This is a genomic window from Bacillus sp. GS3m_15504 (assembly GCF_055825275.1).
Window position 1 is genome coordinate 939,205 of the sequence record NZ_JBVVNL010000001.1, and the last position, 15,489, is coordinate 954,693.

Annotated in this window: 13 protein-coding genes; all 13 read left to right on the forward strand. The window is 37.3% G+C overall.

The features are described from left to right. Positions 1-14 precede the first annotated feature (14 nt). Positions 15-2,735, forward strand: a complete 2,721-nt coding sequence (locus AC0L0O_RS05205; RefSeq protein ID WP_001104758.1) for a calcium-translocating P-type ATPase, SERCA-type — start codon at positions 15-17, stop codon at positions 2,733-2,735. 100 nt (positions 2,736-2,835) lie between these two features. Then, positions 2,836-3,711 carry a YicC/YloC family endoribonuclease gene (locus AC0L0O_RS05210; protein ID WP_000564120.1) on the forward strand — a complete coding sequence of 292 codons (876 nt, stop codon included), beginning with the start codon at positions 2,836-2,838 and terminating at the stop codon, positions 3,709-3,711. 67 nt (positions 3,712-3,778) lie between these two features. Then, positions 3,779-4,042, forward strand: coding sequence for an extracellular matrix/biofilm regulator RemA (remA, locus tag AC0L0O_RS05215; RefSeq protein WP_001251456.1), 264 nt, complete (start codon positions 3,779-3,781; stop codon positions 4,040-4,042). Between the two features lie 13 nt (positions 4,043-4,055). Then, positions 4,056-4,673 (forward strand): guanylate kinase, encoded by a 618-nt coding sequence (gene gmk / locus AC0L0O_RS05220; protein WP_001257738.1) that lies wholly within the window; start codon positions 4,056-4,058, stop codon positions 4,671-4,673. Positions 4,674-4,675: 2 nt separating this feature from the next. Continuing rightward, a complete protein-coding gene (gene rpoZ, locus AC0L0O_RS05225) occupies positions 4,676-4,888 on the forward strand; it encodes a DNA-directed RNA polymerase subunit omega (protein WP_000933970.1) in 213 nt (70 codons plus the stop codon). Positions 4,889-5,060: 172 nt separating this feature from the next. Next, positions 5,061-6,266, forward strand: coding sequence for a bifunctional phosphopantothenoylcysteine decarboxylase/phosphopantothenate--cysteine ligase CoaBC (coaBC, locus tag AC0L0O_RS05230; protein WP_000911735.1), 1,206 nt, complete (start codon positions 5,061-5,063; stop codon positions 6,264-6,266). After that, a complete protein-coding gene (priA, locus tag AC0L0O_RS05235) occupies positions 6,263-8,668 on the forward strand; it encodes a primosomal protein N' (RefSeq protein ID WP_000666732.1) in 2,406 nt (801 codons plus the stop codon). The genes coaBC and priA overlap by 4 nt, the downstream gene beginning before the upstream one ends. A gap of 11 nt (positions 8,669-8,679) precedes the next feature. Continuing rightward, a complete protein-coding gene (gene def / locus AC0L0O_RS05240) occupies positions 8,680-9,150 on the forward strand; it encodes a peptide deformylase (protein ID WP_000279471.1) in 471 nt (156 codons plus the stop codon). Positions 9,151-9,173: 23 nt separating this feature from the next. Then, a complete protein-coding gene (gene fmt / locus AC0L0O_RS05245) occupies positions 9,174-10,118 on the forward strand; it encodes a methionyl-tRNA formyltransferase (protein WP_000598790.1) in 945 nt (314 codons plus the stop codon). After that, on the forward strand, positions 10,115-11,449 hold the full coding sequence (gene rsmB, locus AC0L0O_RS05250) for a 16S rRNA (cytosine(967)-C(5))-methyltransferase RsmB (RefSeq protein WP_473785652.1): 1,335 nt from the start codon (positions 10,115-10,117) through the stop codon (positions 11,447-11,449). The genes fmt and rsmB overlap by 4 nt, the downstream gene beginning before the upstream one ends. A gap of 4 nt (positions 11,450-11,453) precedes the next feature. Continuing rightward, complete coding sequence (rlmN, locus tag AC0L0O_RS05255) at positions 11,454-12,542, forward strand: dual-specificity RNA methyltransferase RlmN (RefSeq protein WP_000450543.1); 1,089 nt, start codon at positions 11,454-11,456, stop codon at positions 12,540-12,542. A gap of 4 nt (positions 12,543-12,546) precedes the next feature. Next, a complete protein-coding gene (locus tag AC0L0O_RS05260) occupies positions 12,547-13,299 on the forward strand; it encodes a Stp1/IreP family PP2C-type Ser/Thr phosphatase (RefSeq protein WP_000648699.1) in 753 nt (250 codons plus the stop codon). Positions 13,300-13,307: 8 nt separating this feature from the next. Continuing rightward, positions 13,308-15,281 carry a serine/threonine protein kinase PrkC gene (gene prkC / locus AC0L0O_RS05265; protein WP_000904757.1) on the forward strand — a complete coding sequence of 658 codons (1,974 nt, stop codon included), beginning with the start codon at positions 13,308-13,310 and terminating at the stop codon, positions 15,279-15,281. Positions 15,282-15,489: the final 208 nt, after the last annotated feature.

Below are 15,489 nucleotides of genomic sequence, written 5' to 3' on the forward strand. Positions count from 1 at the left end.
AGGTCGATAGCAGGATGAACTGGTATGGAATGCGCGCACATGAAGTGGAAGAAAGAACGAATACGAATGTGAAGGTTGGACTTACAGAGAAAGAAGCAGAAGGGCGAATAAAAAAATTTGGTACAAATGAATTAGAGGAAGCGAAAAGGCCTTCTGCACTGATGGTATTTTTAGCGCAATTTAAAGATTTTATGGTGCTTGTTTTGTTTGGTGCAACAATCGTTTCGGCTTTTTTAGGGGAATACATTGATTCTATTGCGATTGTGGCAATTGTTATTATCAATGGTATTCTAGGCTTTTTTCAAGAAAGAAAGGCTGAAAAGTCATTGGAAGCTTTAAAAGAGCTAGCCGCCCCGCAAGTAACTGTATTGCGGAATGGAAAGTGGGTAAAGGCACCGTCTAAAGCACTCGTTTTAGGTGACGTTATTAAATTTTCTAGTGGCGATCGTATTGGAGCTGATGTACGTCTTGTTGAGGCGTCGAGTTTATATATCGAAGAATCAGCTTTAACAGGAGAGTCAGTTCCAGTGCAGAAGAAAGTAGAAGCGTTGCAAGGGCAAGATGTTTCAATTGGTGATCAAAAAAATATGGCTTTTATGGGTACGATGATTACACGAGGATCTGGCACAGGGGTCGTTGTAGCAACTGGTATGAATACAGCGATGGGCCAAATTGCAAATATGTTACAAAATGCAGAGCAGATGGAAACACCACTGCAAAGAAGATTAGAGCAACTTGGAAAAATATTAATTATTGTGGCTCTTATTTTGACAGCGCTCGTTGTATTAGCTGGTGTGTATCAAGGGAATGAAGTATATCATATGTTTTTAGCTGGCGTGTCGCTAGCTGTTGCTGCTATTCCAGAAGGGTTACCAGCAATCGTTACAGTAGCTTTATCACTTGGTGTACAGCGTATGATAAAAAAGAGAGCAATTGTAAGGAAGTTACCAGCAGTAGAAACGTTAGGCTGCGCTTCTGTCATATGCTCTGATAAAACAGGAACAATGACGCAAAACAAAATGATGGTAACACATATGTGGTCAGGTGGAGAGTTGTGGAAAGTGACAGGCCAAGGGTATGAACCTAATGGCTCTTTTATGAAAGGTGAAAAAGAAATTAATGCAGCTAAGACGAAAGCACTTTATCAACTACTTACATTTGGTTCGCTATGTAATAACGCAAATATTATTCAAAAGAAAAAGGCATATGTATTAGATGGAGATCCAACTGAGGGGGCGCTTGTAGCTGCAGCAATGAAAGCGGGGATAACACGTGAGGCACTGAAAGGGAAATTTGAAATTATTCGTGAATTTCCCTTTGATTCAACTCGAAAAATGATGAGTGTTATTGTACGAGATCGAGAAGGGAAAAAATTTGTTGTTACGAAGGGAGCGCCAGATGTCCTTCTGCAAATGAGTCAAACGATTTTATGGGGAGATAAGCAACAACCTTTAAGTGAGTTGTATAGAAAAGAAGTACAGGCGGCTATTCATAGCTTAGGTAGTCAAGCACTTCGAACAATTGCAGTTGCATTTAAGCCTTTAAAAGTAACAGATTCTATCGAACATGAAAGAGACGTTGAAAAAGATTTTATGTTAGTTGGGATACAAGGAATGATTGATCCGCCAAGACCAGAGGTAAAGCAGGCAGTAAAAGAGTGCAGAGAAGCTGGCATTCGAACGGTGATGATTACCGGTGACCATAAAGTGACTGCAATGGCGATTGCGGAACAATTGAGCATTTTACCACAAGGTGGACGCGTTGTTGAAGGGGTAGAACTCGCAAGTATGGATGTAGAAGAATTAGAAAATGTTGTAGAAGATACGTATGTATTTGCTCGCGTATCACCAGAACATAAATTGAAAATTGTTAAGGCGTTGCAAAATAAAGGGCATATAGTAGCGATGACAGGTGATGGAGTAAACGATGCTCCTGCTATAAAAACAGCGGATATTGGGATAGCGATGGGAATTACAGGGACAGACGTTGCGAAAGAAGCTTCTTCTCTTGTCTTGCTGGACGATAATTTCGCTACGATTAAATCGGCAATTAAAGAAGGTAGAAATATATACGAAAATATACGTAAGTTTATTCGTTATTTATTAGCATCGAACGTAGGGGAAATTTTAGTCATGTTATTTGCGATGTTGCTTGCATTACCACTGCCGATGGTTCCAATTCAAATTTTATGGGTGAACTTAGTTACTGACGGTTTACCGGCGATGGCACTAGGTTTGGATAAAGCTGAAGGAGACGTGATGAAGAGAACTCCACGTCATCCGAAAGAAGGGGTATTTGCTAGAGGGCTTGCCTGGAAGATTATAAGCCGTGGCTTTCTAATAGGAGCAGTGACGTTAGTAGCGTTTATTATTGCATATAATCAACATCCAAATGAACTGAAATATGCACAAACTGTAGCATTCGCGACGTTGGTACTTGCTCAGCTTATTCATGTATTTGATTGCCGGAGTGAGCATTCTGTTTTCCATCGCAATCCGTTTGGAAATGTGTATTTAGTAGGAGCGGTTATCATTTCATTACTACTCATGCTCGTCGTTATATATTACCCACCGTTACAACCGATTTTTAGCACGATGCCAATACAAGCGAGAGATTGGTTGTTAATTGGAGGTTTATCATCAATTCCGACTTTCTTATTAGTAGGCTCTTTATTAACAGGGAAAAAGGGGAAGAAAAAGCCAATATTATATAAGAAGGGATTAAACTTGAAATAGTCAATGATATGAAAATGTGATATAATTTACAGAAGGTAGTAGAGCCTTGTCTCTATTACCTTTTTCATTGAGTTATTTCATGGCTTGGATGTGATAAAAAATGATTTGTAGTATGACAGGATTTGGAAGGTCGAAAGTAGAAAGTGATACTTTTCAAATTACAGTAGAAATGAAATCGGTGAACCACCGTTTTCTAGAGATGAGTATTCGACTACCGAAGCAGATGATGGTATTTGAAGACAAAATTCGTAAAATAATTGCACAGCAAGTTCGCCGTGGACGCATTGAAGTGTCTATTAGTATAGCGGGTGAAGGGCTTGTTGAAAGAAAATTAAGTGTGAATTGGTCGCTTCTTGAGCAGTACCAATCAATTATGGAAGATATAAAAGGAAAATTTCAATTACAAGATTCTATTACACTCGAGCAATTAATGGCAATGCCAGAAGTAACAGCGATTGAAGAGGTAGAAAACGTAAATGAACAATTTGAGAACAGTTTATATGAGGCTGTTCGCCAAGCTGCTCATATGTTAAAAACGATGAGAGATGGCGAAGGAGAACGATTACATAAAGATATAGCGTATCGTTTACAAGAGATTCACAATTGTGTAAATGCGATTATTCCGCATGCACCAATTGTTACACAAAAATATCGTGAACGATTAGAAAATCGCTTAAAAGAATTACATAATCAAGATCTAGATGAACAAAGATTGCTAACAGAAGTTGCAATCTTTGCTGAACGTTGTGATATTCACGAAGAGTTAGTTCGTTTGCAAAGTCATTTAGAACAATTCCGTGAAACACTGCAGATTGAAGAACCTGTTGGAAGGAAAATGGATTTCATCGTGCAAGAGATGCATAGAGAAATTAATACGATTGGTTCTAAGGCAAATGACTTAACAATTTCAAAATATGTTGTAGAAATGAAAAATAACCTTGAAAAAATTCGTGAACAAGTACAAAATATTGAGTAGCTTTCAAAAAATATATAAAGTTATACGTGGTGGAGAAATCGGATAGACTTACTAGGAGGCGCAAACTATGGCCATGCGGTTTTTAAATATTGGATACGGAAATATTGTATCTGCTCATCGAATTATTGCTATTGTAAGTCCGGAGTCAGCTCCTATTAAACGAACAGTACAGGAAGCACGTGAACATAATGCTTTGCTTGATGCTACGTATGGGAGAAAAACAAGGGCGGTTATTGTTATGGATGATGGGCATGTTGTATTAAGTCCAATTCAGCCAGAGACGATTGCACATCGTTTGAATAATAAAGAAGATTTAAGTGAGGAAGGGTAGGTTTTACATATTTATGAGAAGTAGAAGAGGATTGCTCATCGTTCTTTCAGGACCTTCTGGTGTTGGGAAAGGAACGGTTCGAAAAGAGCTGTTTAGTCATGAGGATACACGTTTTCAGTACTCCATTTCAGTAACGACACGTAAGCCACGTGAAGGTGAAGTGGATGGTGTGGATTATTTCTTTAAAGAGAGAGAAGAATTTGAGGAAATGATTCGTAATGAAAAATTACTTGAGTGGGCTGAGTTCGTAGGTAATTATTACGGAACACCAATTGACTATGTTGAAAAAACATTGCAAGAAGGAAAAGATGTATTCTTAGAAATTGAAGTGCAAGGAGCAATTCAAGTTAAGAAAGCTTTCCCAGAAGGTGTATTTATTTTCTTAGCACCTCCAAGTTTATCTGAACTAAAGAACCGAATTGTCGGTCGTGGTACAGAAACTGAAGATGTTATTGAAAATCGTTTAACGGTAGCGAAAGAAGAAATTGATATGATGGACGCTTACGACTACGTTGTAGAAAACGACCAAGTTGAACTAGCTTGTGAAAGAATTAAAGCAATTGTGGTTGGCGAACATTGCCGCCGCGAAAGAGTAGCAAAATATTATAAAGAAATGACGGAGGGTCTATAATTATGTTAAATCCATCAATTGATTCATTATTAACAAAAATCGATTCTAAATATACACTTGTAACAGTGGCTGCAAAACGTGCGCGCGAAATGCAACTTGCTAATAACTGTGTTGTAGAAAAACCAGTTTCTCATAAATGTGTAGGTAAAGCATTAGAAGAAATCGATATGGAAGCGTTAAGCTACGTACCAAGTGAAGATAAAGTAACTGAATAAGACTTTGTCTTCGACAATTTAAAACATAGACTTTATAATTTTCTATGTAACGGTAACAACCTATTTACAAGTAGGTTGTTATTTTTTTACGATAGGGAAGAAATATTGATACTGATGAGCTGATAATTTTGTTTCAGTATTATAAGTTTGAAAAAGAAAGAGGACGAGCCATATGCTAAAAGGGAAAAAGATACTTTTATGTGTAACAGGAGGCATTGCGGTCTTTAAAGCGGCTGCGTTAACGAGTAAATTGACACAAGCTGGTGCTATTGTAAAAGTAATGATGAGTGAGTCAGCAGTGAAGTTTGTTACACCTCTTACATTCCAGGCACTTTCTCGTCATGATGTATATACGGATACATTCGATGAGAAAGATTCAGCTGTTATTGCTCATATCGATTTAGCAGATTGGGCAGATGTTGTACTTGTTGCACCTGCTACAGCCAATTGTATTGGAAAGCTAGCTAACGGCATTGCAGATGATATGATTACAACTACTTTGTTAGCTACTACAGCCCCAGTGTGGATTGCACCTGCTATGAATGTGCATATGTATGAAAATAAAATTGTTCAAAAAAATATGATGACGTTAAAAACGTTAGGATATACATTTATTGAGCCTGGAGAAGGTTTTTTAGCGTGTGGTTATGTAGCGAAGGGAAGATTAGAAGAACCTGAAGCGATTATTGCACGGTTAGAAGAGGCTTTTTCAGAACAAAAACCATTGCAAGGAAAAAGGATATTAATAACTGCTGGTCCAACTCGTGAAAAGATTGACCCAGTCCGTTTTATGACTAATTTTTCTTCTGGAAAAATGGGATATGCGATTGCGGAAGTGGCAGCGAACTTAGGCGCTGAAGTCATACTCGTTTCTGGACCGACAGCATTAAATCCACCATTACATGTAACTACAGTGCAAGTGGAATCTGCACAAGATATGTTAGAGGCAGTCATTCAATATTATCAAAACGTAGATGTTGTCATTAAAACAGCAGCAGTTGCAGATTATCGTCCGAAATATGTACATGATAATAAAATGAAAAAGAAAAATGGCGATGCTGTAATTGAACTCGAGAGAACAGTAGATATTTTAAAAACGTTAGGTGAGATGAAGGACAAACAGTTACTTATCGGTTTTGCGGCTGAAACGACAAACGTAGAGGAATATGCAACGAAAAAATTACGTGAGAAAAATGCGAATATGATTGTTGCAAACGACGTAAAGGCGCAAGGAGCTGGATTTGGTACAGACACGAACATTGTAACAATGTATAGAAAAGATGGAGAAGTTATAGAGTTGCCACTTTTAACGAAGAAAGAGGTTGCTCGTGAAATATTAAAGCAAATTGAAATGATGTTAGAAGATGATCGTCTATGAAATTTGCAAGTGTAATTGTTGATGTACCTGCACGTCAGACAGATCGACCATTTGATTATATTATCCCTAAAAAATGGGAAGATATTGTCCAGACAGGCATGCGTGTAGTAGTTCCGTTTGGCCCAAGGAAATTGCAAGGTTTTATTATTGGAATTAAAAATTCGGTTGAAGTAGAAAGTAAAAAGTTAAAGACAATCCACGAAATTTTAGATGTAACACCGGTTTTAAATGAAGAGTTGTTAAAGCTTGGGTATTGGCTTACAAGTGAAACGTTATGTTATATGATTTCAGCTTTTCAAGTTATGCTTCCGACGGCGATAAAAGCAACATATAAAAAACGTCTACAGCTTCGTAAACAAGAAGAAGTAGCACCTGAACTACTGTTTTTATTTCAGGAAAAAGAAGCGATAGATTGGGAAGCGATTGAGACGCAACCACATCTATACCGCACGATTCAACAAGAAATTAAACATGGCACGATTGAAGTCGTTTATCAAGTAAAAGATAAAGTACAAAAGAAGAAACAAAGAGTCGTTCAACCGGAGTTGCCAGAAGATAAATTAGAATTGGCAGCATTTGAACTGAAAAGTAAAAAACAACAAGATGTCCTCTATTATTTTGTGGAAAATTATAAAAGTGTGCCGTTGAAGGTAATAACAGAAGAGTTGCAAATAACAGATGCTCCGATTAAAGCACTTGTTAAAAAGGGGCTAATCTCAGAAAAGTATGTGGAAGTATATCGAAATCCGTATGACGATGACGATTTTGAACAAACGAAACCATTCCCACTTACTGAGGAACAAAAGCAAGTTATTACACCGATTTTATCATCAATTACAAATGAAACTTACAATCCATTTTTACTATATGGTGTTACAGGAAGCGGAAAAACAGAAGTATATTTACAATCTATAGCAGCGGTGCTCGAGAAAGGAAAAGAAGCTATTGTACTTGTTCCTGAAATTGCACTAACGCCTCAGATGGTAGATCGTTTTAAAGGTAGATTTGGCTCACAAGTTGCGGTTCTTCATAGTGCGTTGTCTGTTGGAGAAAAATATGATGAATGGCGTAAGATTTTAAGAAAAGAAGTGAAGGTTGTAGTTGGTGCACGTTCAGCTGTATTTGCTCCTTTTGAAAATTTAGGGATTATTATTATTGATGAGGAACATGAATCGAGTTATAAGCAAGAAGATAATCCGAGGTATCATGCAAGGGATGTAGCTGTGTGGAGAGGACAATATCATAAATGTCCTATCGTTCTTGGTAGTGCAACACCGACGCTTGAATCATTTGCAAGAGCGAAAAAAGGTGTGTATGAATTACTGACGATGGAAAAACGTATGAACGAACAAGCTTTACCGACAGTAGAGATTGTTGATATGCGTGAGGAACTTCGTGACGGGAATCGCTCCATGTTTTCAAAGGCACTGCATGAAAAAATAGCAGATCGATTAGAAAAGAAAGAACAAATGGTGCTCTTTTTAAATAGAAGGGGGCATTCTACATTTGTTATGTGCCGTGATTGCGGGTACGTTGTACAATGTCCGCATTGTGATATCTCACTAACATATCATAAAATGAACCATCGTTTAAAATGCCATTATTGCAGTTACGAAGAAAATATGCCGACTGCGTGTCCTGCTTGTCAAAGTACATACATTCGTTTCTTTGGTACGGGTACGCAAAAGGTAGAAGAAGAAATTACAAAACTATTTCCAGAGGCACGAGTCATTCGAATGGATGTAGATACGACGAGTCGTAAAGGGATGCATGAGAAATTATTAAAGGCGTTCGGGGAAGAAAAAGCAGATATATTACTTGGAACACAAATGATTGCGAAGGGGTTAGATTTTCCGAAAGTAACGCTTGTTGGGGTTTTAACTGCTGATACGATGCTTCATTTACCTGATTTTAGGGCGAGTGAAAAGACTTATCAGTTATTGACGCAAGTAAGTGGACGAGCAGGCCGACATGAATTGCCAGGGGAAGTTATAATTCAAACGTATACACCAGAACATTACAGTATAGAGTTAGCAAAGAACCAACAATACGATGTGTTTTTTGACCAAGAAATGCAAATGAGACGAACGAGACAATATCCACCTTATTACTATGTTGTACTTGTGACGGTATCTCACCCGGAATTATTGAAGGCAGTACAAGTGACGGAAAAAATTGTCGGTCATTTACGATCGCACTGCTCGCAGCAAACAATGGTGTTAGGACCGGTTGCTTCAGCAATTCCAAGGATAAAAGATAGATATCGTTATCAATGCATGATAAAATACAAACGGGAACCAAACTTAAAGAACGTGCTCAAAATGGTAAATGAACATTATCAAGCAGAAATGCAAAAAGAGCTACAAATCTCAATTGATTTTAATCCAACAATGTTAATGTAGCGGAGGGAAATATGGCAGTTTTAGAAATAGTAAAGCATCCAAATGAAGTGTTAGAAACACCTTGTGAAAGAGTAATTAACTTTGATAAAAAGTTAGTGAAATTGTTGAAAGATATGCATGAAACAATGTTAATTGCGGACGGAGTCGGTTTAGCTGCGCCTCAAGTAGGGGTAAGCTTGCGAGTGGCGGTAGTTGATATCGGTGATGATACGGGGAAAATCGAGTTAATCAATCCATCGATACTAGAAAAACGTGGTGAACAAGTAGGTCCCGAAGGCTGTTTAAGCTTCCCGGGACTTTATGGTGAAGTAGAACGTGCGGATTATATTAAAGTACGTGCACAAAATCGCAGAGGTAAAGTATTTTTACTAGAAGCAGAAGGGTTTTTAGCGCGTGCAATTCAACATGAAATCGATCATTTACACGGTGTGTTATTTACATCGAAAGTGACAAGATATTATGAGGAAAACGAATTAGAATAGGTATTAAAAGGAGCGGTTTTTAAATGATAAAAGTAGTATTTATGGGAACACCGGACTTTTCAGTGCCGGTGCTTCGTCGTCTTATTGAAGATGGCTATGATGTAATAGGTGTTGTGACGCAACCAGATCGTCCGGTAGGTAGAAAAAAAGTATTAACACCTACACCTGTCAAAGTGGAAGCAGAAAAGCATGGTATCCCGGTCTTACAGCCGTTAAGAATTCGTGAAAAAGACGAATATGAAAAAGTATTGGCATTAGAGCCAGATTTAATTGTAACAGCTGCGTTCGGTCAAATTGTACCAAATGAAATTTTAGAAGCACCGAAGTATGGTTGTATTAACGTCCACGCTTCTTTACTTCCTGAACTTCGTGGTGGCGCACCAATCCATTATGCAATTATGGAAGGGAAAGAAAAAACAGGTATTACAATTATGTATATGGTAGAAAAATTGGATGCTGGTGATATCTTAACGCAAGTAGAAGTGGAAATTGAAGAGCGTGAAACGACAGGTTCGTTATTTGATAAGTTAAGTGAAGCAGGGGCACATCTTCTATCTAAAACAGTACCTTTACTAATTCAAGGTAAGTTAGAACCAATTAAACAAAACGAGGAAGAAGTAACGTTTGCATATAATATAAAACGTGAACAAGAGAAAATTGATTGGACAAAAACAGGTGAAGAAGTATACAATCACATTCGCGGATTGAATCCATGGCCAGTTGCTTATACAACTTTAGCAGGACAAGTTGTTAAAGTATGGTGGGGAGAAAAAGTACCTGTAACGAAATCAGCTGAAGCGGGTACGATTGTTGCGATTGAAGAAGATGGTTTCGTTGTAGCAACTGGTAATGAAACGGGTGTTAAAATTACTGAATTGCAACCTTCTGGTAAAAAGCGTATGAGTTGTTCGCAATTTTTACGTGGCACAAAACCTGAAATTGGAACGAAGTTAGGAGAAAATGCATGAGACAAAATGTTCGTGAATTAGCTCTTGATGGTTTAATTCAAGTAGAAAAAAGTGGTGCATACAGTAACTTACTTTTAAATAATCTAATTGAAAAAAGTACAATTGATAGAAAAGATATTGGTTTATTAACTGAAATTGTATATGGAACAATCCAACGTCGTGACACATTAGATTATTATTTACAGCCTTTTTTAAAAAAGAAAGTTGAAGCATGGGTAAGAGTATTACTTCGCTTATCTTTATATCAAATGATTTATTTAGACCGAGTGCCCGAAAGAGCGGCTATTCATGAAGCGGTTGAGATTGCAAAGCGTCGCGGACATAAAGGCATTGCTGGTATGGTAAACGGTGTATTACGTTCGATTCAAAGAGAAGGTGTACCTTCTGTAGATGAAATCAAAGATCCAGTAGAACGTTTGGCAATTGCAACAAGTCATCCAGTTTGGCTTGTTCAAGAGTGGACTGCTGAATATGGTTTAGAAACTGCTGAGAAAATGTGTGAAGTGAACATGTTACCGCCTGTACCAACAGCGCGTGTAAATGTTGATAAAATAACAGTAGAAGAAGCAATTACATTATTGGCTAGTGAAGGTATAGAAGCGAAGCGTGGCGATTTATCAGATGATGCAATTCAAATTGAAAAAGGAAATGTAGCGCACACAGATGCGTTTAAAAAAGGTTTTCTTTCTATTCAAGATGAAAGTTCTATGCTGGTAGCACGCGCTCTAGAACCAGATGAGGGAGATGTAATTCTTGATAGTTGTGCTGCTCCAGGCGGAAAAACAACGCATATTGCAGAGCGATTAAAAGGAACTGGTCAAGTCATGTCCCTTGATTTACATGCACACAAAGTACGCTTAATTAAACAACAAGCAGAGCGACTTGGTCTAGAAAATGTCGAAACTAAGGCATTAGATGCTAGAAAAGTGCAAGAACACTTTGCAAATGAAACATTTGATAAAATATTAGTAGATGCCCCATGTTCTGGATTTGGTGTAATTAGACGTAAGCCTGATATTAAGTTAGGTAAAGATAAAGGCGATAGTGAAAGATTATCGATGATCCAATTTGCAATACTAGAAAAAATCGCACCGATATTAAAACAAGGTGGTCGCCTTGTTTATAGTACGTGCACAATTGAGAAAATAGAAAATGAACAAGTAATAGAACGATTTTTACAAGAGCATCCGGAGTTTGAGTGGGATACTACGATAAAAGAGCGTATGCCAGAAAAGCTAAGTCCGTATATGGATGAAGGTCAAGTACAAATTTTACCGCATTATTTTGCAACAGATGGCTTTTATATTGCTTGTTTAAGGAAGAAGGTGTAGCATCGTGGAAACGACTGTGAGAAAACAAAAGAAAAACTTAGAAACGAAAAAACCATCAATTTATTCTTTACAACTTCATGAAATGCAAGATTGGTTAAAGGAGCAAGGAGAACCAAAGTTCCGTGCTGGACAAATTTTTGATTGGTTATATAAAAAACGTGTAAAAAATTATGAGGATATGTCAAACCTTTCTAAAGGATTGCGTGAAAAATTGTCGAATTCCTTTGATATTACTACTTTAAATACGTTAGTAAAACAAACGTCTTCGGATGGAACAATTAAATTCTTATTCCAATTATATGATGGATATTCTATTGAAACGGTATTAATGCGACATGAATATGGAAATTCCATTTGTGTAACAACACAAGTAGGTTGTCGTATTGGGTGTACGTTCTGTGCTTCAACGCTTGGTGGTTTAAAGCGAAACTTAGAAGCTGGAGAAATTGTAGCGCAAGTAGTAGAAGTGCAACGTGCACTTGATGAATCAGAAGAACGTGTAAGTTCTCTTGTCGTTATGGGAATTGGAGAACCATTTGATAACTACGATAATTTAATGGGATTCTTACGCATCATTAACCATGAAAAAGGACTTCATATTGGCGCGAGACATATGACAGTTTCGACAAGTGGAATCATTCCAAAAATTTATAAGTTCGCTGAAGAAGACTTACAAATTAATTTTGCGATTTCACTGCATGCTCCAAACTCAGAATTACGTTCAAAATTAATGCCGATTAACCGTGCTTATAAGCTACCTGATTTAATGGAAGCTATTAAATACTATGTAAATAGAACAGGGCGTCGTATTACTTTTGAATATGGACTATTTGGAGGAGAAAATGACCAAGTTGAGCACGCTGAAGAACTTGCTGCGCTCTTAAAAGGTGTAAAATGTCATGTGAACTTAATTCCGGTAAACTACGTACCTGAACGTGATTATGTACGTACGCCACGTGAACAAATTTTCCTATTTGAAAAAACGTTGAAAGATCGTGGAGTAAATGTAACGATTCGCCGTGAACAAGGTCATGATATTGATGCAGCCTGCGGTCAGTTGCGTGCGAAGGAGCGCAAAGAAGAGACGAGGTGACGAGATGAAAGCCGTGTTTCTATCAGATAAAGGAAAAGTTCGTCAACATAATGAAGATAGTGCAGGAGTTTTTCACAATTTAGATGGAAATATTTTAGCGGTAGTAGCAGATGGAATGGGAGGTCATCGAGCTGGTGATGTAGCGAGCTCGATGACCATTCAATTATTCCATGATTATTGGAAGCAAACGCATAATATGAATGAGCCAAAAAAAGTAGAAGAGTGGTTACATACTAGTGTTGGGATAATTAATGAGCGTATATATGAGTACTCTAAGCAACATGTAGAATGTAATGGTATGGGAACAACACTTATAATAGCAATTTGTACGCCGAGCTTTGTGACAATAGGTCATATAGGGGATAGTCGTTGTTATATGGTATCAGAGGGAGAAATCTCGCTTGTAACGGAAGATCACTCACTTGTAAATGAACTTGTGAGACATGGTGAAATTTCAAAAGAAGACGCAGAATATCACCCGAAAAAGAATGTTTTATTAAGGGCATTAGGAACAGAAGAGAGAGTTGGATTAGATGTTAAAACATTGGTGCTAGAGGAAGATGATCAGCTACTTCTTTGCTCTGATGGATTATCTAACAAAGTTTCTATTGCTGATATGCAACAAATTTTACAGTTAAATGAACAGCTAGAAACTAAGGGACAACGTCTCATTCAATTGGCGAATGATCGTGGCGGGGAAGATAATATCACCCTTGTTCTGATTGATTATGCGGGTTCGACAAACGAAAGTAGGTGAAGTGCAACGTGCTGATTGGAAAACGCTTAAATGACCGTTATAAGCTGCTGAAAATGATTGGTGGCGGTGGAATGGCCAATGTGTATTTAGCTCATGATGATATACTGGGCCGGGATGTAGCGGTGAAAATATTAAGACTCGACTATTCAAATAACGAAGAGTTTATTAAACGTTTCCATCGAGAAGCGCAGTCTGTTACAACGTTGTCGCATCCAAATATTGTGAATATGTATGATGTCGGAGAAGAGGATGGTATATATTATCTTGTAATGGAGTATGTACCAGGACAAACATTGAAGCAATACATAATTGAGCGAGGGATGTTACCTATTGGAGAAGCTCTTGACATAATGGAGCAGTTAACATCCGCCATGGCACACGCCCATCATTTTGAAATTGTGCACCGTGATATTAAACCGCACAATATTTTAATTCGAGCTGATGGAGTAATAAAAGTAACAGATTTTGGAATTGCGACAGCTACAAGTGCAACAACAATTACACATACAAATTCAGTACTCGGTTCGGTGCATTATTTATCACCAGAACAAGCACGCGGTGGGATAGCAAATAAACAATCAGATATTTATTCCCTAGGGATCGTTATGTTTGAGTTGTTAACAGGAAGACAACCGTTTTCTGGCGAATCTGCTGTTGCTATAGCTTTAAAACATTTACAAAGTGAAATTCCATCTCCAAAAAGATGGAATGAAAATATTCCTCAAAGTGTCGAAAATATTATATTAAAGGCAACTGCGAAAGATCCATTTCATCGATATCAATCTGCCAATGCGATGAAACGAGATATTGAAACTGCGCTATATCCAGAGAGGATAAATGAGCAGCCATTTTACATACCGGAAGATATGGAAGCGACAAAAGCGATTCCGATTATTCAACAAGAACAATTATTCGAAAATGTTACTGATGAAACAATTGTTTTAAAAGGAAGTAAAGTGGATGAACAGATAAGAAAAGAAGAAACGGATTTAAGTAAGAAGAAAAAACGAAGTAATAAATGGCTCAAAATTTTAATTACAACATTTTTACTGTTAGCGATTGGAATAACGCTAGCGCTTACTGTTATTCCAGGATTCTTTATTCCAAAAGATGTAAAAGTACCTGATGTGGCTGGTATGAAATATACGACAGCAGTAAATACATTAGTTGAAAAGGGTTTTGAAGTTACGGAACCTAATATTGTATATACAGATGATGTTGAAACCGGTGACGTTATAAAAACAGATCCTGTAGCAGGTAGAGTCGTGAAAGAAAACTCTAAAATTACTATCTATCAATCAGGTGGGAAAAAGAAAAGTAAGATGATTGATTTCACAGGAAAAGATTTAGAGAGTATAAAAACAGAGTTAGAAGAGAAATATAAACAAGTTACAGTATATTATATTGAAGATGATAGGCCGAAAGGTGCAATTGTAGAGCAAATTCCGACGTCTGACCAAATGGTGGTAGAGGCCGAGCAAGAACTGAAAATCTGGGTAAGTAAAGGCCCTTATCAAATTAGACCGGGTGATTTTTCAAGGTGGACTGAAAATAGTGTAACTGGTTATTTGAATGAGAGAAAACTAACTCCAGATATAAAACGAGAGTATTCCGATACTGTTGATAAAGGACTTGTAATTTCGCAATCTCCAAAACCGGGAACGCCGTTAAAAGAAGGGGATAAAGTGACGATTATCATCTCAGAGGGCCCTAAGCCGAAAGTAACGAAAACCGTGAAAGTGGATAATATTTCTATTCCGTATGAGTCTTCTATAATAGGTGAGAAAAAACCGCAAACAATAGAAATTTATAAAGAAGATATGCAACAAAAAATGGATAGACCAATTGAAACTAGAACAATTTCAGAGTCGGCAACTATTTCATTAGAATTTGTAATTCAAGAAGATACAAAAGGACGCTATAAAATTGTAAGAGATGGTGTAACGATTATTGACAAAGAAGTACCATATCCAACACAATAATAATACATTCCACTTTCTTTCTAGAGAGAATGGAATGTATTACTCCTGCCTGTTATGCTGTCTACACATAGTGGACTGTATAACAGGCAAAAATATATGATTCAAAAAGTTATAAAAGTGATACTGTTATAAATAATATTTTAAATTTGATGGTAGATTAAATATATTAACTTATATATGACGGGTTTTGAAATCTTTATTTAAAGAA

Coding starts and splice junctions, on each gene's coding strand:
- AC0L0O_RS05205 (WP_001104758.1), top strand. CDS start 15: ATGAACTGGTATGGAATGCGCGCACATGAAGTGGAAGAAAGAACGAAT.
- AC0L0O_RS05210 (WP_000564120.1), top strand. CDS start 2,836: ATGATTTGTAGTATGACAGGATTTGGAAGGTCGAAAGTAGAAAGTGAT.
- remA (WP_001251456.1), top strand. CDS start 3,779: ATGGCCATGCGGTTTTTAAATATTGGATACGGAAATATTGTATCTGCT.
- gmk (WP_001257738.1), top strand. CDS start 4,056: ATGAGAAGTAGAAGAGGATTGCTCATCGTTCTTTCAGGACCTTCTGGT.
- rpoZ (WP_000933970.1), top strand. CDS start 4,676: ATGTTAAATCCATCAATTGATTCATTATTAACAAAAATCGATTCTAAA.
- coaBC (WP_000911735.1), top strand. CDS start 5,061: ATGCTAAAAGGGAAAAAGATACTTTTATGTGTAACAGGAGGCATTGCG.
- priA (WP_000666732.1), top strand. CDS start 6,263: ATGAAATTTGCAAGTGTAATTGTTGATGTACCTGCACGTCAGACAGAT.
- def (WP_000279471.1), top strand. CDS start 8,680: ATGGCAGTTTTAGAAATAGTAAAGCATCCAAATGAAGTGTTAGAAACA.
- fmt (WP_000598790.1), top strand. CDS start 9,174: ATGATAAAAGTAGTATTTATGGGAACACCGGACTTTTCAGTGCCGGTG.
- rsmB (WP_473785652.1), top strand. CDS start 10,115: ATGAGACAAAATGTTCGTGAATTAGCTCTTGATGGTTTAATTCAAGTA.
- AC0L0O_RS05260 (WP_000648699.1), top strand. CDS start 12,547: ATGAAAGCCGTGTTTCTATCAGATAAAGGAAAAGTTCGTCAACATAAT.